16 protein-coding genes are annotated in these 21516 nt (G+C 64.0%); 4 read left to right on the top strand and 12 right to left on the bottom strand.

Features of this window, described 5'->3' with window-relative positions; translation table 11 throughout:
* Window positions 1-97: 97 nt before the first annotated feature.
* On the top strand, window positions 98-1048 hold the full coding sequence (locus KAK11_RS13950; RefSeq protein ID WP_210809799.1) for a ketopantoate reductase family protein: 951 nt from the start codon (window positions 98-100) through the stop codon (window positions 1046-1048).
* Here the strand turns inward: KAK11_RS13950 and KAK11_RS13945 are convergent.
* From KAK11_RS13945 to KAK11_RS13905, 9 genes are all read right to left on the bottom strand, one after another.
* Window positions 994-3780 (bottom strand): sensor domain-containing diguanylate cyclase, encoded by a 2787-nt coding sequence (locus KAK11_RS13945; protein ID WP_210809798.1) that lies wholly within the window; start codon window positions 3778-3780, stop codon window positions 994-996. The two genes, KAK11_RS13950 and KAK11_RS13945, sit on opposite strands and share 55 nt — an antisense overlap.
* Window positions 3781-3905: 125 nt before the next feature.
* Window positions 3906-5123, bottom strand: a complete 1218-nt coding sequence (locus tag KAK11_RS13940; RefSeq protein ID WP_210809797.1) for a TGL-type protein-glutamine gamma-glutamyltransferase — start codon at window positions 5121-5123, stop codon at window positions 3906-3908.
* A 121-nt stretch (window positions 5124-5244) separates the two neighbouring features.
* The gene (locus tag KAK11_RS13935; RefSeq protein ID WP_210809796.1) at window positions 5245-5733 is read right to left on the bottom strand and encodes an outer membrane protein; all 489 of its coding nucleotides are present in this window, start codon (window positions 5731-5733) and stop codon (window positions 5245-5247) included.
* Between the two features lie 157 nt (window positions 5734-5890).
* On the bottom strand, window positions 5891-6664 hold the full coding sequence (locus KAK11_RS13930; RefSeq protein ID WP_210809795.1) for an ABC transporter ATP-binding protein: 774 nt from the start codon (window positions 6662-6664) through the stop codon (window positions 5891-5893).
* Window positions 6661-7779, bottom strand: a complete 1119-nt coding sequence (locus tag KAK11_RS13925) for a succinylglutamate desuccinylase/aspartoacylase family protein (protein ID WP_210809794.1) — start codon at window positions 7777-7779, stop codon at window positions 6661-6663. The genes KAK11_RS13930 and KAK11_RS13925 overlap by 4 nt, the downstream gene beginning before the upstream one ends.
* 17 nt (window positions 7780-7796) lie before the next feature.
* Window positions 7797-8483, bottom strand: coding sequence for an ABC transporter permease (locus KAK11_RS13920; protein ID WP_210809793.1), 687 nt, complete (start codon window positions 8481-8483; stop codon window positions 7797-7799).
* Window positions 8483-9169, bottom strand: a complete 687-nt coding sequence (locus tag KAK11_RS13915) for an ABC transporter permease (RefSeq protein ID WP_210809792.1) — start codon at window positions 9167-9169, stop codon at window positions 8483-8485. The genes KAK11_RS13920 and KAK11_RS13915 overlap by 1 nt, the downstream gene beginning before the upstream one ends.
* Window positions 9170-9184: 15 nt before the next feature.
* Window positions 9185-9961 carry an L-arginine-binding protein AotJ gene (gene aotJ / locus KAK11_RS13910; protein ID WP_210809791.1) on the bottom strand — a complete coding sequence of 259 codons (777 nt, stop codon included), beginning with the start codon at window positions 9959-9961 and terminating at the stop codon, window positions 9185-9187.
* A 39-nt stretch (window positions 9962-10000) separates the two neighbouring features.
* Window positions 10001-11254: a cyanophycinase gene (locus KAK11_RS13905; protein ID WP_210809790.1), complete on the bottom strand. Its 1254-nt coding sequence runs from the start codon at window positions 11252-11254 to the stop codon at window positions 10001-10003.
* A 230-nt stretch (window positions 11255-11484) separates the two neighbouring features.
* Here KAK11_RS13905 and KAK11_RS13900 point away from each other — a divergent pair, with 230 nt between their 5' ends.
* Entirely contained in the window at window positions 11485-14274 is a 2790-nt protein-coding gene (locus tag KAK11_RS13900; RefSeq protein ID WP_210809789.1) for a TonB-dependent receptor, read from the top strand.
* Window positions 14275-14362: 88 nt separating this feature from the next.
* Here the strand turns inward: KAK11_RS13900 and KAK11_RS13895 are convergent, their stop codons facing one another.
* Window positions 14363-15157: an ABC transporter ATP-binding protein gene (locus KAK11_RS13895; RefSeq protein WP_210809788.1), complete on the bottom strand. Its 795-nt coding sequence runs from the start codon at window positions 15155-15157 to the stop codon at window positions 14363-14365.
* Between the two features lie 65 nt (window positions 15158-15222).
* Between KAK11_RS13895 and KAK11_RS13890 the strand changes: the two genes are divergently transcribed.
* Both KAK11_RS13890 and KAK11_RS13885 read left to right on the top strand, forming a co-directional pair.
* Entirely contained in the window at window positions 15223-16200 is a 978-nt protein-coding gene (locus KAK11_RS13890) for a DMT family transporter (protein WP_210809787.1), read from the top strand.
* Window positions 16201-16499: 299 nt separating this feature from the next.
* Entirely contained in the window at window positions 16500-18938 is a 2439-nt protein-coding gene (locus KAK11_RS13885; protein WP_210809786.1) for a hybrid sensor histidine kinase/response regulator, read from the top strand.
* Here the strand turns inward: KAK11_RS13885 and KAK11_RS13880 are convergent, their stop codons facing one another.
* Window positions 18939-20612 carry a phosphoethanolamine transferase gene (locus KAK11_RS13880; RefSeq protein ID WP_210809785.1) on the bottom strand — a complete coding sequence of 558 codons (1674 nt, stop codon included), beginning with the start codon at window positions 20610-20612 and terminating at the stop codon, window positions 18939-18941.
* Window positions 20609-21346 (bottom strand): phosphatase PAP2 family protein, encoded by a 738-nt coding sequence (locus tag KAK11_RS13875; RefSeq protein WP_210809784.1) that lies wholly within the window; start codon window positions 21344-21346, stop codon window positions 20609-20611. The genes KAK11_RS13880 and KAK11_RS13875 overlap by 4 nt, the downstream gene beginning before the upstream one ends.
* Between the last annotated feature and the right edge of the window lie 170 nt (window positions 21347-21516).

The following is a 21516-nucleotide window of genomic DNA, read 5'->3' as shown; positions in this document are numbered from 1 at the left end:
CAAAACAGATGCGTGATTCTGCGCTGGCGCGGGGGCCTCAGCACCTGGGTTCACAAGCGCCCCCCACACTTGATGCCCCCCTTGCTATGCTTGAGGCATGCAGAACTTGTTTTCCTCCACGGTGGTGGTGGGCGCCGGCGCCGTCGGTAGTTTTTACGGGGCCATGTTGGCCCGCGCCGGCCGGCCTGTCACTTTGATCGCCCGGGACGCCCACGTGGCGGCCATTCAAGGCCGCGGCTTGCTGCTGGACATGGCGGGGCAGCGGCACACCGTTGACGTGCAAGCCACCAGCTCCCTGGAGCCTCTGCGCAGCGCAGACTTGGTCCTGGTCTGCGTCAAATCCACCGACACCGCCAGCATTGCGGCTCAGATCGCGCCGCTGCTGCGCCCAGACGCCCTGGTGCTGAGCCTGCAAAACGGCGTCGAGAACGCAGCCACCTTGGCCGGCCACTTGGCCGCCTGCGTCATCCCCACCGTCGTGTATGTGGCCACGGGCATGGCGGGGCCGGGCCACGTGAGCCACCATGGCCGGGGTGAGCTGGTGATTGGCCCGCGCACCGCCGCCCAGGCCCAAGACCCAGCCTTGATGCAGCGCTTGCAGGCCGTGGTGGCGCACTTCGCGCCCGCACAGATCGGCGTCAGCATCTCCAGCCAGGTGATGGAAGCCTTATGGCAAAAGCTGCTGATCAACTGCGCCTACAACGCCATCTCCGCCCTGACCCAACAGCCCTACGGCGTGATGGCCCAGCAGCCCGGCTTGCAGGCCTTTCAACAGGCCATCGTGAATGAAGTCTTGGCGGTGGCCCAGGCCGAAGGCCTGACACTGGACGGCCAAGCCATGTGGGCGGCCACCGCCCAGGTCGCGGTCAGCATGGCCACACAGCGCTCGTCCACCGCCCAAGACTTGGCCCGCGGCAAGCCCACCGAGATCGACCATCTCAACGGCTTCGTGGCGCGGCGAGGTGCGGAGTTGGGCGTGGCCACGCCCATGAATCAAGCCTTGTGGGCCTTGGTCAAACTGGCAGAGAGGTCGTCCTCGCCCGCATAAAAGCGGAAGCCCCCACGGCCCGCTCGCTTGACCTGGTACATGGCTTGGTCGGCATGGCTCAGCAGTCGTTCGGCGTCGTCCGGCGATGAGCCCGCCAGGCACAGCCCAATACTGGCCCCAATGTTCAAGCGCTCGGCCTCCCAAGCAATGGGTTCTGACAGCGACGCCACCATGCGCTCGGCCAAGGCGCCAGCCCGTGCGGCGTCCTCGGCACCGGTCAGCAAGACGGTGAACTCATCGCCGCCCCAGCGAGCGACCGTGTCGGTGGAGCGCACGCAGGCCAACAGGCGTTGGGCAGCGGTCTGCAGGACGACATCGCCGGCCTCGTGGCCCCACTGGTCGTTCACCGATTTGAAATGGTCCAGGTCGATCAGCATCAAGGTCAGGCCTTCACGGCCTTGCTGCGCCCGCTTCAGCGCCTGCACCAGACGGTCCATGAACAGGCGCCGATTGGGCAAACCGGTCAAGGGGTCGTAATTGGCTTCCCGCCAAATGATTTCCTCAGCCCGCTTCTTGTCAGTCACTTCGGACAAGATCAGCAGCCGCTTCTGCGCCGTGCCTTGTTCATCCTCAATGGTGCTGATCATCCACCACTGAGGCCGAACCTCACCATGGGCAAAGCGCGTGCGCACCTCACCTTGCCAGCGCCCGGTGGTCTCCAGGCTCTGCCAGAGCCGAGCCCACCAGGCCGACTCCCTGCTGTCCTCGGCCAAGTCCTTCAAAGGCAGGCTTTGCAAAGCCTCGGTGCGATAGCCCGTCAATTGCTGGAAGGCGGGGTTCAAGGCTTGTATCTCGCCGGCGGCACTGGTCACGACAATGGCTTCACCCAAGGCCTGATACACCGACGCCGCGAGGGCCTGCGCCTCCGCGCTGCGAGCCCTCTGCACGATGATCAAGCAAAGGTCTGCTGCCTCTTGTGCCAGCGCCGCCAAGGCCGTTCTCTCTTGGGTGGGGTCGCTCACCCCCAGCACCACCACGCCCAGAGCGGGCGCACCCCGCGGCCCAATCGGCCACAGCAGCAGGGTTTGCACACCCAGTGCCTGGCGTGCCGCCATGCACCAAGCGGGGTCTTGCGGGTCCGGGCCCCACAGCAAGAAGGGTTGGGCCGATTGCAGCCAATCCGCCCAGGGGTCGGCTGTGTCCAGTGGGTGCGCGCTGAGCAAGCTCTGCCAAGCGCCTGCTGCCGGTTGCTGGGCGGCCAGTATCAAGCTTGACGCGCTCGCTGGCTTGAGCAGCACCGCGGAAGTCAGCCCCACGCCCTGGTCAGGCAGCCCTTGCAAAACTGCCTGCAAGGTGGCCGACAGCGGTGCGTCACTGAGCATCATCTCCAACACCGTGCGGCGGCGGCGCTCCTGAAGCTCAACCCGTTTTGAGACCGTGATGTCACGCGTTAACTTGGCGTATCCCGTCAGGCGACCGGCCTGGTCATGCAAGGCCGTGAGTGTCACCGACGCCCAGAAGCGCTCACCACTCTTGCGCACACGGATTTCCTCGACCGTATGGTGACCATGGGTGCGTGCCCGCGCCAGGTGCCGCTCGGGCGCTCCGGCCGCCACAAGCTCCGGGGGATAGAACACCGAGAAGTGTTGACCCACCACTTCTGCTTCTGTCCAGAGCTTCAAGCGTTCGGCCCCGTCGTTCCAGCTCAGAACAGTGCCCTCGGGCGACAGCATGAAGATGGCGTGATCGCGCACACCTTGCACCAACAGGCGAAAGCGCTGCTCGCTCTCACGAAGCACTTCGCCTTGAGCCGCCAGACTGTGCATGTCCTGCTCTCGCAGCCGCCAGGACGCACGCAGATGCCCCGCAAACAGCACACTGAGGCCTGCAAAGCTCAGCATCAGAGTCGAGGTCAAGGTCAACTCGCTCCACCAGCGCTCCAGGTAGTCGTCCGTGGCCAAGCCCACGATGATCAGCAAGGGATAGCGCTCTAGGCGTCGATACGAGTTGGCGCGCTCAATGCCATCCAGTGCCGTGGCCGCCACATACTCGCCACGCAGAGGCGCTCGGGCGAGCGCTTGTTTCAGGTCCTCCGAGACGCGCTGCTCGCCCACCGGGGTCGGCCCTTGGGGCCGCACCGAGTGCCGGGCCAGCAGGTGCAGATGGGCGTCACGCAATGACACAGCACCAGCAGCCCCTAAGTCCAGGCTGGCAAAGCGCTGCTCCAAACCATCCAGGCGCAAGGCCAGGTACACAATGCCGGCAAACTCGCCCAGGGGGTCGGTCAGCCTGCGCGCGACAACCAAAGACCATCGGCCGGTGACGCGCGACACGACCGGCTCTGACAGTTGCACGCCAGGGCTGCTGTCGGACTGCATGCGCTGGAAGTAAGGCCGGTCCGCGATTTGGACCTGGGAGGAGAGCCCAGGGGGCAAGCCATAAATCAAGCGCCCTTGGGCATCGGCCACGCGCAAGGCGTCTCGTTCATCCAGCCTGTAGCTGCGCCGGCTGAGCAGTTGATCGAGGGCAGCGGGCTGCAAGGCGCCAGCGATGAGTTGTTGCTCCACTTCCGTCTGCACATCGGTGAGGATCTGGTCGATGCGATCCAGGTCCGCCGTCAGATCGCGTTCCAGTAACTGCGCGATGTTGCGGGTGGCCACAAAGGCCTGTTCGCGATAGTGCTCGCGGCTGTAATTCAACGTGAGCACGGCCAGGGTGAAGGCCAGCAGGTTCAGACCGAGCAAGGTCCAGAGCAGCGTTTTGGGCAGGCCTTTGGGGCCCCAGGGGGTCAAGGAAGTCCCGCCGGGCTCGCGCATCGTTGAGTACCCCTCAGTGTGTCCATCACGCACCGAGTGTAGGAGAGGGCGCTGGCAGACACCATCCCTCCCCAGGGGGATGGCCTAGCGGCGCTGCGAGCTCATTGGACCTGAGGCGCGGAATCCCGGCAAGCGGGCTGCGCCCACTGCTGCATCAAGTCGGCTAAGGTGGCCGGTAGGGATGTCTCCGCCAGGGCCACGCAGCGGGGATGCTCGCGGGTGGTGTCAATACAGCCCCCATCGGCATAGACACCCTTGCCATCCCGGTGACGCATCATGCGGCCCAGCACTTGCTCCAGGCGCTGGGGGTCGGCCACGGTGTCAGCCACATGGCGAGCCACCAGGCCTTCGTCGATGCACAAGTCACCGTCCTCATCCAGGGCCATCGCATGGCGCCAATGAAAGATCTCCACGCACTTGGCTTCGAGCGTGAAGGGCGCATCGCGGCGCCAGAAATTGCTGAACAGCCCGCCGCCCATGTAGATCACCCATGAGCCTTCATAGCCGGTGATGTCAGACGACACGATGTCCGGATTGCGAAACCACACCCTGTCGCCGGGCACATAAAACTTGGGGGGCAGCGGCGCAGCATGCTCGCCATGCTCGACCAAGAAAGTATCGTGAAAGAGCCCTGAGCGAATGGCGTGAACCTCATTGACCTGCTGCAACTGCGCCAACAAGGCGGGATGGTGAGCGGCCAATTCGCGCACCACGCCCAGCAAGATCACGTACTCTGTGGCGCGGTAACAAGAGAAGTCATAGAGGCGACCGGTGGCCTCAGGCTGGGTGGCCGCCACCAAGGCCTCCACCAAGCTAGCCCCAGCTTGCAGCACAAAACCGTGGTCCTCGTCATAGCGCCAGAAGGCCTCGGGGCGTTCCGCGGCCAGGGTTTTGAAGGCCAGCGCCGTGCGCTGGGCTGCCTGCGCAATATGGCAGCGAACCCGCACCGCCGAGGCCCAGGCCTCCAAGCTGTTGAAGGGATAGCCCAGCGGCGAGCCCAGCATGGCCACCAGGGTCTCGCAGGCCAAAGCCTGCTCGGGCGGCACCTGCAGCGTGGCCTCAACCACCTCGGCCAAGCTCAGTGTGTCGAAGTGCGGCATCCAAGCTTGGGCGGCTTCGGGCGCCAGGCTCGCCCACCAGCCAATCTCGCTGGCCTGCACGCCGGCCTGCAAGCTCAGCGGGGCAGAGATCCCCCGGGCCCGCAGCCAGTCGGCAAGCACCTGCTGGGCCGCCGCTTCGTCCAGCCCCAGGCAGGCCGCCGGCAGCCAAACGCCTTGAGCGGCGCGACGCGGACGGGGGGCAAAGGCGTGGATGGACATGCGGGCATTATTCGACGCATCAACGGCTGCGCAAGCCGATGAAAACCCGAGACAGGTGTGTCGCGCAGCAAAAAGGCCGATGACTTTCGGTCATCGGCCCCTTCAGCAGCGACAGCGTCAATCAGAAGCTGTACTTCAGGCCCACACTGAAGGTGCCCGTATCGCTGGCTGGCTTCTGGTACTCAACGCGGCCGGACAGATTGTCGGCAAACTTAGCGTCGAGACCCAAACCCCACAGGAACTTGGACTCGCTCTCAGAGCCCTGGCTGTAAGGCGTCGCCACCAAGGAGGCCTTGACCTTGACTCGGCCCATGCCCAATCGTGCGTAGGCACTGACGCTGTCACTGATGGGCGCACCAAACAAACCCGACAACTGGAAGGTCGTGACGTCAACATCGGCCAGACCGACCTTCCAAGAACCCAGCTTCCGATAGCCCAATTCCACAGCCATCGACTTGTTGAATGCGTACCCGCCATAGACGCCCAGGCCTGACTTGGTGCCCAGATCCGTGATCTTGGTGCTGCCGATATCCACACCGCCATACCCTTGAGCCGACACCCCGCCAGACAGCACTGTCATCAGTGCTGCCACCATCAACGACTTCTTCATAGTTACTCCTAAGTGGTCAACGCCCAGACCGTTGCGGTCCACCTCCCCCTAGGGCTGCTCCAATGAGGTTGGGGGGGCACACAAGTCTAGGAGCGCGCTGGAAGGCAGCCGTCTGAAGTTCCCGACAAACCACATACCCACCCAGGAATGATGCGGCCTATTTCACGCCGCCCGACAGAAACTGTGCCAGGCGTTCGCTCCGTGGACGAACCAAGATCTCCCTGGGTGGCCCTTGCTCTTCTATCACCCCTTGGTGCAAGAAGATGGCATGGCTGGCCACTTCGCGGGCGAACTCCATTTCGTGGGTCACGACCAGCATGGTGCGGCCCTCCTGGGCCAGCTCGCGCATCACGCGCAAGACCTCGCCCACCAACTCAGGGTCCAGGGCCGAGGTGGGCTCGTCAAACAGCATCACCTCGGGGTCCATGGCCAGGGCGCGGGCAATGGCCACGCGCTGCTGCTCGCCACCGGACAACTGCGCGGGGTAGACATGCTGGCGATGGCTTAAGCCCACCCGGGCCAGCAATTGCTCCGCGCGCGCCATGGCCTCGTCTTTAGGGCGGCCCAGCACATGGATGGGCGCCTCGGTGACGTTCTCCAAGGCCGTGCGGTGCTGCCACAGGTTGAAACTCTGGAACACAAAGGCCAGGCGCGTGCGCCAGCGCTGCAGTTGGGCCGCGTCTTGGGCCCGCAGGCTGCCGTCGCGGTCGCGCACCAGGTTCAAGGTTTCTTCGCCCAGGCTCAGGCGGCCGTCATGCGGCTGCTCCAGGAGGTTCAAGCAGCGCAGCAAGGTGCTCTTGCCCGAGCCGCTGGAGCCGATCAGCGCCACCACGTCGCCAGGGCGCGCCGTGAGGCTGACGCCGCGCAGCACCTCGCGCTGGCCAAACTTCTTGTGCAGGTTGTCGACCTGCAGCGTAGCCCCTTGGCTCATACCGAGAGCAGCGCGCCGCTGCGTTGTGCCTCGCGGCCCGCCACCTTGCCCAAGGCCATGCCTTTGTAGGCAAAGCGCTTGCAGTCGTGGGCAAAGAACAAGCCGTCCACCGGTGCGCACAAGGTGCTCACCTGGCCGCTCAAGGGGTCGATCACGTCGATCAAGGGCTCGCCCTGCTTCACGGGGCTGCCGACCTCACACCGCGCCACCACCATGCCGCCATGCGGTGCCGCCATCGGGATAGAACCCGCCAGCGGCGTGGGCTCGCACAGCAGCGCAGGCAAGGGCTTGTCATCAGCCTGCAAGACACCGCGCGCCCTCAAAAAGCGCAGGATGCCCTCAGCATCTTCACGGGCCAGTTCGTGGCGCACATCCATCTCGCCGCGCAGCTCAATGGTGGCCGCCATGCAGGCCGGCGGCAGCGGCACCTCAGCGCCCAGAGCTTCAGCGATGTCCACCCAGACTTGCGAGCAAGCCTCGTCAAACGGCTCGCCGCCCGAATGCTCAGCCAACAAGGCCACGCGCGCCCCAATGCAACGCGCCAGCACTTCGGCCTGCGGCCATGTGGCGGGGGTGGTGTAGAGGTGCATCACGGCCACACCGTCGCAATGCAGGTCGAGCACGGCGTCGGCATCGATGGCCAAGCCCAGCAAGGTCTGGCGCAGGTGCTCCAGCGCATTGGCCGGCTGCAGCGCCTGCACAGCCTCTTGCAAAGCCTGGCGCACCAGGGCCACATTGGCTTGCGCATCGGGGCCTACTTTGTCGCGCACAGCCGCCACCACCGGTGCGCAGAGGTCGGCATAGCGGCGGTTGAAGTTCTCGCCCGAGTTCATGTCAAAGCGGCCCTGAAAGCCGCGCAAGCCCCACTGCCGCAAGCCCAAAGGGTTGGCCATGGGCACCAACACCACTTCGCCCAGGAGGTGCCCCTGGGCTTCAAGGTCGAGCAGGCGCTGGCGCAGGTGATGCGCCACCAACATGCCCGGCACTTCGTCCGCATGCAAAGAGGCTTGAATGGCGACTTTGGGGCCGCGCCCGGGCTCGCCAAAATGCAGGCTGACGAGCTGGAGTTGGTCGCCCGGTGTGTCTTGGATCAGGGTGTGATGAACGGTTTTCATGGGGGAGACATTCACAATCAGCGCGGCAGCATGGGCTGCAGCCAACGGCGCTCGGCCGCGCGAAACAGGGCCACCAGCACAGCGGTGATGAGCGCGTAGAACACGGCCGCTGTGATGAAGGCCTCAAAGGGCAGGTAGTGCACCGAGTTCAGCTCGCGCGCCGCGCCGGTCAGGTCATACAAGGTCACCACGCTGGCCAGCGACGTGCCATGCAGCATCAAGACCACCTCGTTGCCATAGGCCGGCAGCGCCCGCCGAAACGCTGAGGGCAACACGATGCGGCGCAGCATCACCCAGCGGCTCATGCCCAAGGCCTTGGCGGCCTCGATCTCGCCCGCGGGCACCGCCTTCATCGCACCATGCAAAATCTCGGTGGTGTAGGCGCAGGTGTTGACCGCAAAGGCCAGCACCGCGCAAAACCAGGCCGAGCTGAGCCAGGGCCAGAGCGCGCTGGCGCGCACGGCCTCAAACTGCGCCAGGCCGTAGTAAAGCAAGAAGAGCTGCACCAGCATGGGTGTGCCGCGGATCACATAGGTGAACAGCCACACCGGCTTGTGCGCCCAGGGCGACGGCAGGCTGCGCAACATGGCCAGCGGCAGCGCAGCGGCCAAGCCCAGGCCACACGCCAGCACCAAGAGCTGCAGCGTGACCAACGCGCCCGACAAGTACTGCGGCAGGCTGTCTTGAACAACACCCCACTCCATCACAGCGCCACCTGCCGAACACCCACATCCAAGCGCCGCTGCGCCCAGGCAAAGCCCCACTCCGACAAGGTGGTGAAGAGCAGATACATGGCACCGGCCGCCAGATAAAACAAGAAGGGTTCACGCGTGGCGCCGGCGGCTTGGCCGGCGCGGCTCATCAAGTCTGAAAGGCCAATCACTGAGACGATGGCCGTGCTCTTGATCATCACCAACCAAGTGTTGGAGAGTGCGGGCAGCGCATGCCGCAGCATTTGCGGCCCAACGATGCGCCACAAGACCTGCCCAGGCCGCATGCCAAAGGCCAGCGCAGCATCGCGCTGCCCCGGCGGCACGGCCAGAAAGGCCCCGCGCAGCACCTCGGTGAGATACGCCCCAAAGATGAAACCAATGGTCAGCACACCCGCCACAAAGGGGTTGATGTCCACATAGTCCCAGCCGAGGCGCTCGCCCAGCTTGTTGACTGCCATCTGCCCACCATAGAACACCAGCAGCATCATCACAAGGTCGGGCACCGCGCGGATCAAGGTGGTGTAGACCTCGGCCAGCACCTGCAGGCTGCGCCAGCGCGAGAGCTTGGCCACCGCGCCCATCAAACCCAGCACAAAGGCCACCGCCAAGGCGCCCAGCGCCACCGCCAGCGTCAGCAGCGCGCCCTCTAACAGGCTGGCGCCATAGCCATGCAACATGGTCCCCGACTCCGCTTACTTGCCGTAAATGTCGAAATCGAAGTACTTGTCTTGGATCTTCTTGTACGTGCCGTTGGCCCGCACCGCGGCAATGGCCGCATTGAACTTTTGCTGCAAGGCGGCGTCGGCCTTGCGCACTGCAATGCCAGAGCCCGAGCCGAAGATGGCCGGGTCATCCTTGGGCTGACCCAAGACGCCAAAGCCCTTGCCAGCCGGCTTCTTTAAAAAGCCGTCGGTGCCGGCGACTTGGTCGCACAAGGCCACATCGATGCGACCCGCGGCCAAGTCGAGAAAGGCCTCGTCTTGCTTGGCATAGCGGACGATCTCGCTGTCTTTGTAGTAAGCGGCGGCATAGCGGTCATGGCTGGTGGAGCGCTGCACGCCAATCTTCTTGCCCTTCAGCGCGGCCGGGCTGATGTCCCGCGCGCCACCCTTGCCAAAAAATGCGGGCGGGGTGTTGTAGTACTTGTCCGTGAAGTTGACCTGCTTTTGACGCTCGGGGGTGATGGCCATGGAGGCGATGATGGCGTCGAACTTGCGCGCCTGCAGCGCCGGGATCATGCCGTCCCACTCCTGCTGCACCAAGGTGCACTCGGCCTTCATCTCGGCGCACAGCGCCATGGCCATGTCGATGTCAAAGCCCTTGAGCTTGCCATCCGTGCCCACCTCCGAGAACGGGGGATAGGCACCCTCCACACCGATGCGAACTATCTTCCAATCGGGGGCTTGCGCCTGCGCGGCCAGCGCGGCACAAGCCAGGGTCAAGGCGGTGAAGAGGTGACGTCTTTGCATGGGAAAAGCTCCTTCAAAAGGCAAGCATTGCGCAGGGCATTAGCGACCAGACCAAGGGGTGAACAGCGGGCGGCTCATGCGCACCGGCATGATGTCAAGGTAGACATTGGAGACGGTGTATTCATCGGCACCCAACTCGTCAGAGTACCAGCCGATGCTGTCTTTTCCTTTGTAGAGCCTGAAGGAAAACCCGAGGTCGGCGGTGGCGTCGGACGGCTGGGCTTTAGGGTCAAAGGCCATGCCACGCGCCTCCTTTTGGGTGCTGTCCATCAACACGCCCATGGCATTGCTGATGGTGGTGTCGCCCAGCATGTCGGTGTAGTAGGGGTCGTTGGTGAAATCCGGCTTGTAGTTGGCGGCGTTCGGGTCCAGCTTGTTGCCTCGCAGCTTGCGCGCCGAGGGCAAAACCTTGTGCAAGCCCAGGTCGTAGCGATCCCCGCGGTCCAGGTAGCTGAGCCGAATGCCCGTGGCATTCAGTGCCCCGATGGCCGGGTTGGTTTGCACATCGTTCAAGTCCACCAGCAGCGCGCCCTTGGCGCCGATGATCTCAATCATGTCACCCTGGACAATGGCGGCCGAGTTCTCGTCAATGCCCAGGCCCAACTTATAGCCCTTGGCCAACATCAGCGGGATCATCCGGCCAAAGCGGCCGCGCTTGAGAAAGTGCTGGTCCACAAACAAGTTGGGGCCGACAAAGCCCAGGCCACGGTCGACCTCTTTGCCGTCGCGCAACTGGCCCTTCATCACGGCCAACACAGAGAGCGCGTCGCGGAACATCACGGTGGACATGATGGCCGCCCCCGCCGAGGTGCCCGCCACCACGCCGCCGCGCCGATAGACGCCCCAAATGGCCTCCAGCATGGGGGTGGTGCGACCACCGGGGGCGAAGGTGTCAACGATGCGCTCTTGCGCCCCGCCGGTGAAGAACACGCCCGTGGCGCTGCTGACGGTCTCCAGCAATGCCGGGTCACTCACCGCTTTGTCCAGATCCACCCACTTGAGTTGCGGTGCGACGGGCAAAGACTCCGCCACCGCCCCTCGCTTGGTCAGCATGTCGGCCGCGCGGCGCGCCGTTTGGTCAGGGTTGCCCGAGGCGGTGCCAAACACCACCCAGCGCGAGCCCTTGCCGCCGGAGAGCTCCACCATGCGCGCCCACACATCTTCGTTATCCGCCTTCAGGGCGCCACCAATGATGACCGCATAACCCTGGGGCGGCGCCGTCTTGCTGCTGGCCGCAGCACTGGGCTGCGCCACGGCTGCCGCGCCCCACAGCGCCCCTGCCAGCAAACCCACCAAACAACGCCTGCGCGCCGCGCTCGTCTGCCACATAGTCACTCACCCTTGTCAATTCTCGTTTTGCACATCAGCCCAAACGCAACAGCCGCGCTGCCGTCAGGCTGAATGAGGAGTTCTGGTTTTACCATCGAAGCGTGACGATCCCGAGGTTGCGGGCCAGGATTCCTGACAAGCTAGGGACACTGCATCGTCGTTCATGACAAGTCTCACATTCTTGGAGAAAGCCCATGGCCTTGCGCATCTCTTCTCGCCCCCTCCGATTGAGCACCACGGCCCGCGCCACCTTGCTGGCCATGGCCAGCAGCCTGCCGCTGGCCGCCCTGGCCCAAGACACCGCCCCCACGCAGCGGGTGGAAGTGACGGGCTCGGCCATCAAGCGCATTGACGGTGAAAGCGCCTTGCCGGTGCAGGTGATCTCGCGCGACGAGATCAACAAGGCGGGTCTGACCACCGCTTCTGAGATCCTGTCGCGCATCAGCGCCAGTGCCAATAACCTGACCGACGGCGTCAGCATCGGCACCGGCGGCTTTCGCGACCAAATGGGCTTCAATGGCGCGAACTTGCGCGGCCTGGGGGTGAGCTCCACCTTGGTGCTGCTGAATGGACGCCGCCTGGCCAACTTTGCCTCGCCAGGCGACAGCGTCGGTGTGGACCTGAACAACATCCCCGCAGCCGCCATTCAGCGCGTAGAGATCCTGCTCGATGGCGCCTCCGCCCTCTACGGCAGTGACGCGATTGGTGGGGTGATCAACTTCATCACGCGCCGGGACTACCAAGGCGTCGAAGTGAACGCCTTGGTCGGCAACACCCAAGAGGGCGGTGCAGGCAAGCGCAGCGCCTCCGTGGCGGGCGGCTGGGGAGACTTCAGCAAAGACGGTTTCAATGTGTTTGGCGTGCTGGACGTTCAATCCACCAGCCGCCTGGACACCTCGCAGCGCAAGTTCATCAGTGATTTGAAGATCCCCGAGCGGCTCCCTCACCTGCTGTCTGGGGTGCCCTTCCCCGCCAACCTGAGGTTGTCTTCAGCCCAAGCCGCACGCATCTCCGAACGCGGAACTCTATTGGTTAATGGCAAACCCTACTTTTTCGATGATGACAAGTTCAGCAACCGAACCATCAATCTTCAACTCAAGAATGATGTGTGCAACCCGCCTTCTAGTCTGTACTTGCCCACCGGCATTGGTGGAGATTTAGCCTGCACATACGACTACATGAGAGAGCTGGAGCTCTACCCTGAGACCAAGAAGGCCAGTCTGTTTGGTCGAGGGGTCTTGGACATCGGAGGCGGCCACCAACTCTTTGCCGAAGCCGCGCTGATGCGATCAAATTCTTACTACGTTGGCACGCCCAATCGACAAGACTTCGAAGTTGATTACCGCAAGATTCCAGGCCTCGAAAACACTGGCCTCGATACATTAGGTAATGGTGGAGAGTTCGTCACGGTCCGCGCCCGCCTGAGCGAAGCCGGCAAACGCACCAGCGAGCTGGTCTCCACTGGCCAGCGCCTGGTCTTGGGGGCTAGCGGCACACTGGCGAGCTGGGACTACGAGGTCGGTGTGAACCACAGCGTGAACAAGGTGTCAGACCGCGACCATAACGGCTACCTGATCGAGCAAAAGGTGCTGGACGGCATCGATAACGGCAGCATCAACCTGTTCGGTCCTTCCAGCGCGGCTGGCCTCGCCGTCTACGAAGCCTCCCAATTCCGCGGCGAAGTGCGCCGCGCCACCGGCACCATGACCAGCCTGGATGTCAAAGGCAGCCGCGACCTGATGAAGCTCTCAGGCGGCAACCTCGCCTTGGCCGTGGGCGCTGAGTTGCGTCGTGAGTCGCAGGAGTATCACCAGTCGCCTGAGTTGGCCGCAGATTCCATCTTGGGCGAAAGCTCGCAGGGGCCGGATGCCGACTTCCGCCGCAGCCGCAATGTTTCAGCGGTGTGGTCCGAGTTGAGCGCACCCTTGAGCAAAGAACTGGAGCTGCAACTGGCCGCGCGCCACGAGCGCTATCAGGTCACCGGCAGTGCCACCAGCCCCAAGCTGGGCCTGCGCTATGTGCCTAGCAAAGAGGTGCTGCTGCGCGCCTCGGTGGGCGCAGGCTTCCGCGCGCCTTCGATGACAGACCTCTATCGTCCATTAGCAACCGGTGAGGCCGCCACCATCGCAGATCCCAAGTGCCTAGAAACCGGTGGAACCTTAACTGACTGCGCTGATGGATGGGAAACCCGCACCTACTCTAACCCTCAACTCAAGCCCGAAAAATCCAAGCAGTTCTCCCTGGGCGCGGTGTTCGAGCCCAATGAGCAATTCAGCCTCAGCGTGGACTACTGGAACATCGAGAAGCGAGACCTCATCAGCACCTTGGGTGTCGATGTCATCTTGGGTAATCTAGCCAAGTACGAGTCACTAGTGCACCGTTACGGTGAGGACGAAGGGCTATGCGACTACTATGAAGACGACATTGATATCTGCTTCATCGAGTTGAACAAACAAAACCGGGGTCGCGAAAAGGCCAGCGGCTTGGACATTGGCCTGAACCTGCGGGGCCTCAAAACCAGCATCGGCACCTTCGGCGCACGCTTGAACGGCACCCTGGCCCTGTCGTCCAAGCGCCAGACCGGCAACGGCGACCCTTACATCAGCAACTTGGGCAAGTTTGTGAACGACGGCGTGGTGCAGCGCTGGCGGCACACCATCAGCCTGGATTGGGAGTCGGGTGACTGGGGTGCGACCCTGTCCAACAGCTATCTGTCGGGCTACGAGGACCAAAACAACGCCATCGACACCAACACCGGCAGCATTGTGGACAACAACCGGGTCAAGGCCTACTCGCTGTGGAACCTCTCGGGCAGTTGGGAAGCCAGCAAGGGCTTGGTCCTGCGGGCGGGCGTGCAAAACCTGTTAAACACCGCACCGCCGTTCTCCAACCAGGCCTACCACTTCATCTCCGGCTACGACCCCAGCTACACCGACCCGCGTGGCCGCTATTTCTACCTGAGCGCGCAATACCGCTTCAAGTAAGCCCTTGGCGCCACGACAAAAGGCCGCGAAAGCGGCCTTTTGTTTTGATGGAGAGAGCAGCGCCAGCACGCAGCGCTGGCGCAAGCGCTTAACCGGCGATGGTCTCTGTGGGCGCAGACACCCGTGCCAAAGCAGCACGCACCTTTTCACAGGCTTTGCTGAAGGCCGCAGAGTCCCGGAAGCTGGCATCGCGCTTGGCGGTGCCAGTGACCTTGATCTCTTCGACCACTCGGCCCGGGCGCTCCGCCATCACGACGATACGCTGACCCAACATCACCGCCTCTTCAACGTTGTTGGTCACCACCACCGCCGCAAACTTGGCCGTGCCGCCTTCAGGGCGCCACAGGCTCAGCAACAAGTCTTGCAAGACCAGACGCGACGCATCTTCCAAGCCGGCAAACGCATCGTCCAGCAAGAGCATGGCGGGCTTGGCCACCAAGGCACGCGCCAAGGCCGCACGCATTTTTTGCGCACGGTCCATGCCACGCGGTGCGGCATCCGCCAGGTCGGCCAAGCCCACGCGTTGCAAAGCGTCACGCGCCGCGGCTTCGCGCTTCTCGGGCGAGACGCCCTGAAGACGCAGCGGCAACTCCACATTGACCGCCACACTGGCCCAGGACATCAACGTGGGTTCTTGGAACACCATGCCGGCGTCGGACAGCGCTCCGCGGGCGGGCTCGCCATTGCGCAATACCTCGCCGCTGCTGGGCCGATCCAGGCCTGCAAGCAGCCGCAAGAGCGAGCTTCTGCCGCAGCCCGCAGGGCCCACGACGCTGACCAGCTCGCCGCGGGCCACCTTGAGATCCACACCATCCAGGGCCAGCAGCCCGGTCTCGTAGCGGCGTTGAGCCGCTTTTAGTTCGATAGATTGAAATGCACTCACAGGCGTGACTTTACCGGAGCGTGCGAACATGCCCTTTTTGGCCTCAAAACGGTTCGACGTTTCTCATGCTTTTCGGCACCCTTTTTGCCCTCGCTGCAGGCCTGATGTGGGGGCTTGTTTTTGTCGGCCCGCTGCTGCTGGCCGACTACCCCGCCGTGATGCTGTCGTTCGGTCGCTACTTGGCCTTTGGACTGATTGCATTGCCACTGGCGTGGCTGGATTGGGCGGCCGTTCGGCAGCTCACACGAGCCGATTGGATAGAGGCCCTCAAGTTAACGTTAGTCGGCAACATCATCTATTACCTGTGCCTGTCGGCTGCCATTCAACGCGCGGGCGGGCCTTTGCCCACCATGATCATCGGCACCTTGCCGGTGGTCATCGCCATCACGTCCAACCTGCGCGACGCGCAGCGCGATGGCCGCCTGCCATGGTTGAAGCTGGCGCCCTCATTGCTGCTGATTGCAGCCGGGATTGGCTTGGTCAATCAGCATGAGCTGAGCTTGCTGCGCGCCGACCCCCAAGCCGACCTGAGCCGCTACGTCATGGGCGCGCTATTGGCCTTGGGCGCGGTGGTGTGCTGGACGTGGTATCCGATCCGCAATGCGGATTGGCTGCGCGCGCACCAAGACCGATCCCCCCGTACCTGGGCCACGGCACAAGGCCTGGTGACGCTGCCGGTCGCCCTGCTCGGCTTTGGCCTGACCTGGGTTTACTTCGAAGCCACACAAGCGCCCTGGACCATGCCTTTGGGCCCGCGTCCCGAAGCCTATGTGGGCCTGATGCTGACCATTGGTCTGTGTGCCTCGTGGCTGGGTACCTTGTGCTGGAACGAGGCCAGCCAGCGTTTGCCCACGTCTTTGGTGGGACAGTTGATCGTCTTTGAAACGCTGGCTGCGTTGAGCTATGCCTACGCGCTGCGCGGTCAGTGGCCGGATGCCACCACCACCACGGGTGTGGCACTGTTGGTGGCTGGGGTGCTGTGGGCACTGCGCGTGCGGCCTGAGCCGCCTGATGCGAGCCGGGCCACCCATAGCGGGCCTTGAGCGCATCACAGTTTCAGCGCGCAGCATAGCCTTTTTTCGAGCGCTCGCACCCCCGTGAATATCAGGTTTTTGCCTTAGCGCTTTGTGGCACCATCTGCCTAACGATCAAAAGCATTGACCGGGCGTCGGGCGGCTCAACCCCCGATGCACGGCCCCCCGAGGGACAGGGACACCGCACCCTGACATGCGCCGCCGCCGAGGAAAGGCCCATGAGAACGACGTCGCGCAGCGCTGTGTCTGCACACATTCCCGCCAGGTGGGTGAGAGCCCACCAGCGCGTTTGGCCCCGTGCAGCCGTCATGCTCTTGCCTTGGGCCGTGTTGATCGCAGCCCTGGCGCAGCAACCACTGGCCGCCCCCATTTTGGTGAGCATGGGCTCACTCACTGTGCTAACGCTGTCATTCTGGGGATTCATCGCACACCTTCGGGGCGAGAGCCCCCAGCAAGATGCCGCGCGCCTCACCCCACTGCGGTGGGCCATCGGCCTGCATGGCGTGGCGGCCGGCTGCTTTGCGGCACTCGCCTTGGAGCCTCTCCTGCCCATCGCCCTCACAGCCCTGTGCCTGAGTGCCGGCTTGGGCTGGGCCTTGTTGTCCTTCGACATCCGCGCCGCCTTGGTGTTGTTGGCCGGCTTGGTGCTGCCCCCCCTGCTGACGCTGCTGACCCAAGGCCACCAGACGTCGATGCTGCTGGCCTGCCTGGTGGCCGCCTGGCTGCTGCTGCCCGCCACCCCCCTGTGGCGCCGCCGCCAGGCCGCACGGCGGGGCCGCTTGCCGCTGGCGCCACTGACGCATCGGCCGCCACTGCCGCTGAGCACCGCCGAGCAAGACGCCCTCAAGACCTATGAGTTCGTGCTGAACAATATCTCTGACATCGTCAGCGTAGTGGATCAGCATCAAACTATCCGCGCGGTCAATGATGCGTGGTGCCGTGCCACTGGCATTTCTCGCGAAGCAGCACTAGGCCGCCACAACAACGACTTGCCGGGATTTGGTGTCAGTGCCGCGCGCGTCGAGGCGCTGAGAGCCTGCCTCGAAGACGGCAAGCAGCGCACCATCCGCGGCACCTTCAACGCCCCAGGCGTGATGGGGCGAGTGCTGGACACCACCTTCCACCCCTATGTGGACCCGGTCACCGGCACGCGGGGCGCCGTGCGCGTCAGCCGCGATGTCACCGAACATGAGGTCGCCCTGAAGGCGTTGCTGGCCAGCCAAACTGAGCAACGGTTGCTGCTGGAGGTGTTCCCCGGCTTTTGCGCCTGCTTGGATGCGCAGCTGCGCTATACCTTTGTCAACGAGCGTTTGGCCCGTGCCTCTGGCCGCAGCCCCGAGCAGTGGATTGGCCGCACCGTGGCGGAGATGGTGAGCCCCGAGAAGCACGCGTACCTCCAGCCCTTGGTCAAGCGAGCCTTGCAAGGGGAGTGGGTGCGCTATGAATCGCCATTGCCGGGCCTCAACGGCGGCCCGCAGATCGACACCTTGATCACCTTGGCGCGGGGCACGGACCCGCACACCGGCGAGCCCCGTTGCTATGCGTTTGGCACCGATGTCTCCGCGCTCAAGCAGGCCCAAGCGGCCTTGGTGCTGGCCAAAGACGAAGCCGAGCGCGCCAACCGCGCCAAGTCGCAATTCCTCTCCAGCATGTCGCACGAATTGCGCACCCCCATGAACTCGGTCTTAGGGTTTGGGCAGCTGCTGGAGGCGGACGCCCATGCCTTGTCAGCCACCCACCGGCTCTACTTGCGCGAGATCCTGCGCGGCGGCCGGCACTTGCTGGCCCTGATCAACGACCTGCTGGATTTGGCACGCATCGAGAACGACCGCCTGGCGGTCAGCCTGGAGCCCGTGGTGGTGGCCGAGGTGGTGGATGAGTGCCGCTTCTTGATTCAACCCTTGTCCGAGCGACACCATGTGCAGGTTGTTCCGCCCACCGGCAGTGCCCCCGACGAAATGGTCTTGGCCGACCGAACCCGCCTGCGGCAGGTGCTGCTGAACTTGCTGAGCAATGCCATCAAATACAACCACAAGGGCGGCACCGTCCAAATCCGCTGGGCGCGGTCAGGCGAACTCTTGCGCCTGGAGATCCAAGACAGCGGCCCCGGCCTGAGTGCCGATGAGCAAGTCAAGTTGTTCCAGGCCTTTGAGCGTTTGGGCGCCCAGCATGGCGCGATCGAAGGAGCCGGCATTGGCCTCGCGCTGAGCCAACGCTTGTTGGCGCTGATGGGCGGGCATATCGGCGTCAACAGCAGCGTGGGCAAGGGTTGCCTCTTCTGGGTCACCTTGCCGCACACCAGCCTGCAGATGCCCACCGCGCTGCCGCAGCAGATGCACAGCCCCGACGACATGGCGCTGGCCGCGGCCGCCATGGACCGTACCGTGCTCTACATCGAGGACAACCCCGTCAACACCTTGCTGATGGAGGCCATGCTGGCGCGCCTCCCCGGCCTAAAGGTCTTGACGGCGGCCATGCCGCAAGACGGCCTGGCCTTGGCCCGCCAACACAAGCCCGACCTGATCCTGTTGGACATTCAACTGCCGGAAATGGATGGCTTTGAGGTCTTCAGGCACCTGCAAGCGGCCGACAGCACGCGAGACATTCCGGTCATTGCCGTCAGCGCCAGCGCCATGACGCAAGACATCGAGCGCGGCCGCCGCATCGGCTTTGCGGACTACCTCACCAAGCCGGTCGACAGCCAGCAACTGCTGCACGCCGTGATGCGCAGCCTAGCGCCTCACTGATCAGCGCGCCCGGCAGCTCGACAGCAGATCGCGCTCCGGCTTGTAGGGCGGCGTCTGCACCGCCATCAAACCCAGCATGGAGTGGAACAAGTTGTCGTGGCTGGCCGCTTGCTCGGCGCGCTGGCGCAAACAGGCCGCATCCACCCCCCAGCCCGCTTTGGGGTCGCTGCCCAGCCACCACAACATGGGCACGGCCAGTTGCTCTTTGGGCGCAATCGCTCTGGGCAAGCCATGCAGGAACACCCCGTTCTCCCCCAGCGATTCGCCATGGTCTGAGACATAGATCAAGCCCACATCGAACTGGCTTTGCTTCTCCTTGAGCAGCGCAATGGTGCTGGCCAAGAGGTGATCGGTGTACAGGATGGCGTTGTCGTAGGCGTTGACGATTTCTTCGCGGCTGCATTCCCGCAATTCATTGCGGGTGCACTCGGGCATGAAGCGACGGAAGTTCTCGGGGTAACGCTTGTAATAAGCGGGGCCATGGTTGCCCAACTGGTGCAAAACCACCACGGTGTCCTTGGCGGGCGCCGCGGCGCCAGAGCGCTGGATCTCGGCCTTCAAGCCCTCCACCAGGGCCATGTCGTAGCAGCGGCCATCGGGGCAGAGCACCGGGTCGGTCCCGTTGCTGACGTCGCGAGTCTCCAGCCCCTGGCACACGCCCTTGCACCCACTTTGATTGTCCAGCCACACCACGCGCAGGCCCGCGCGGTCGAGCAGGTGCAAGACACTCTCGCTGCGTCGGATCAGGTCTTCGTCATAGTCTTCACGCCCTTGGGCCGAGAACATGCAAGGCAGAGACACCTCGGTCGAGGTGCCGCAGGCTTCCGTCTTGGGGAAGTAGATCAAGTCTTGGATGCGGGCCAGCTCGGGGTTGGTGACGCGGGCATAGCCACCCAGCGAAAAGTTCATGGCCCGGACGGTTTCACCCACCACCATCACCAGCAATTGCGGCTTGCGGCCTTCTGCCTTGGCCAGGCGCTGTGCGGGCTGTGAGGGCTCGCGCTGGGCATTGGCCACGCGCAAATCGTCCACCGTCGCCTTGATGCTGGACCAGATCACGCTGGCCGGGGTGATCTTGTAGCGCAGCTCTTTCTGGTTGCGCATCATGGACCCGAAGTCTTGGAAGACCAGCAGCAAGGCCGCCACCGTCAGCACCAGCAAACCCACGATGGTGGCGCCACGCACCCACAGCGCACGCCGCCAGGGCCGCTGCCGCAGCGGCAAGCGCCACAGCAGGGCGGCCACCACTGCGCCCATGGCCACACTGCCCAAGAGGCCCAGGTTGACCAGTTCGGTGGCCTCGCGCACGTCGGTGCGCATGGCGTTGCGCAGCATGCTGGGGTCCATCACCACGCCATAGCGGCTCATCATGTGGCTAGAGACCGTGCTGCACACCACCAACAGCACCAACAAAGCCTTGGTGGTCCAGCGGTTGGCCAGCAGCAGCACCGGCACGGCTTGCGCCGCCGTGAGCATCACCCCGACGGACAGCGCAAAGCGCCATGTCTGCCAATCGGCCCAAGACCGCCCGGCCAGCGCCTGCTGCCAAAAAGCGGCATTGCCCAGCAGCACCAGCAGGGCCAGCACGGCCAACACCACCCATTCGGTCGAGAAACCGGCGGCATCACCCGACCGGGACAAGGAAATTTTGGAGCGTGGTGCAGCGCGGGTCATGCGTGTGGTCCTGAAGTGCGCTGGGCGCGGCCCAGGGTGGCGGTGAGGTCAGCGGGCATCATAGGGGCCAAGATCCAGGCCGCCACAGCCCAATCAATGGCGGCCGACCACAGGTTGTGGCTCACAAAGTGCGCCCCTTGCACGACACGAACCGCACTGAACGCTAGCCCGACCCCAATGGCCAGCAGCAACAAGCCACGAGCCCGGCCCACCCAACCCAGCGCCGCAGCCGCAAAGGCCAACGCGATCACTGAGAAACCGCCCGCCGCATGCCCCCCAGGGAAGCAGCGCCCCGCTCGGCTGCGCGACACAAACCATTCGGCCGAATAGTCATCCGGGCCGCCAAACATCTTGAGGTTCCAGGGGCAGTCATGGGTATTGATGTCTTTGATCAGCGTCACCAGGATCGGCCCCAAGCCCATGGCCGCCACCGTCAGCCACAACAGCTTGCGATGGGGCGCCAAGCGCGGTAGCTTGGGCGCCAGCACGGCAGCCCCGAGCAAGCCCACCCACACGCACACCACGGCCGTCTTGGCCCAATGGTGGCCCCAGCGCTCCAGGCCGGGCCAATCGCGGGCCGGAAAGGTCATCGCCACCGGGTCAAAAAACAGCGCGGTGAGGCGATCATCCCAGCCGCTGAAGCGCAGCACGTTGGCCAGCAGGATCAAGCCCAAAGGGATCAGCAGGCCGTGCACCCGCAAAAAGGGCGACCAGCGCCAAGAACGATCGGACATGCCACACAACTTCAACAAAGACCGAGCCACCCACCTGCCAGCCCGGCCAGCAGCCTACAAGACGTGGGAACAACCGCGTATTGTTGACCAAGCCGAGGGCCCATTCTTGCCACAGGCTTAAAGCCTGCAAGAGCCCCTCTTGTGTGCACTTCGTCGCTGATTTCACGACT

Source organism: Ideonella paludis, from assembly GCF_018069865.1.
In the GTDB taxonomy this organism is placed as follows: domain Bacteria; phylum Pseudomonadota; class Gammaproteobacteria; order Burkholderiales; family Burkholderiaceae_C; genus Ideonella; species Ideonella paludis.
The sequence above is the reverse complement of the archived record's forward strand: the minus strand, read 5'-3'. Positions and strand labels throughout refer to the sequence as shown.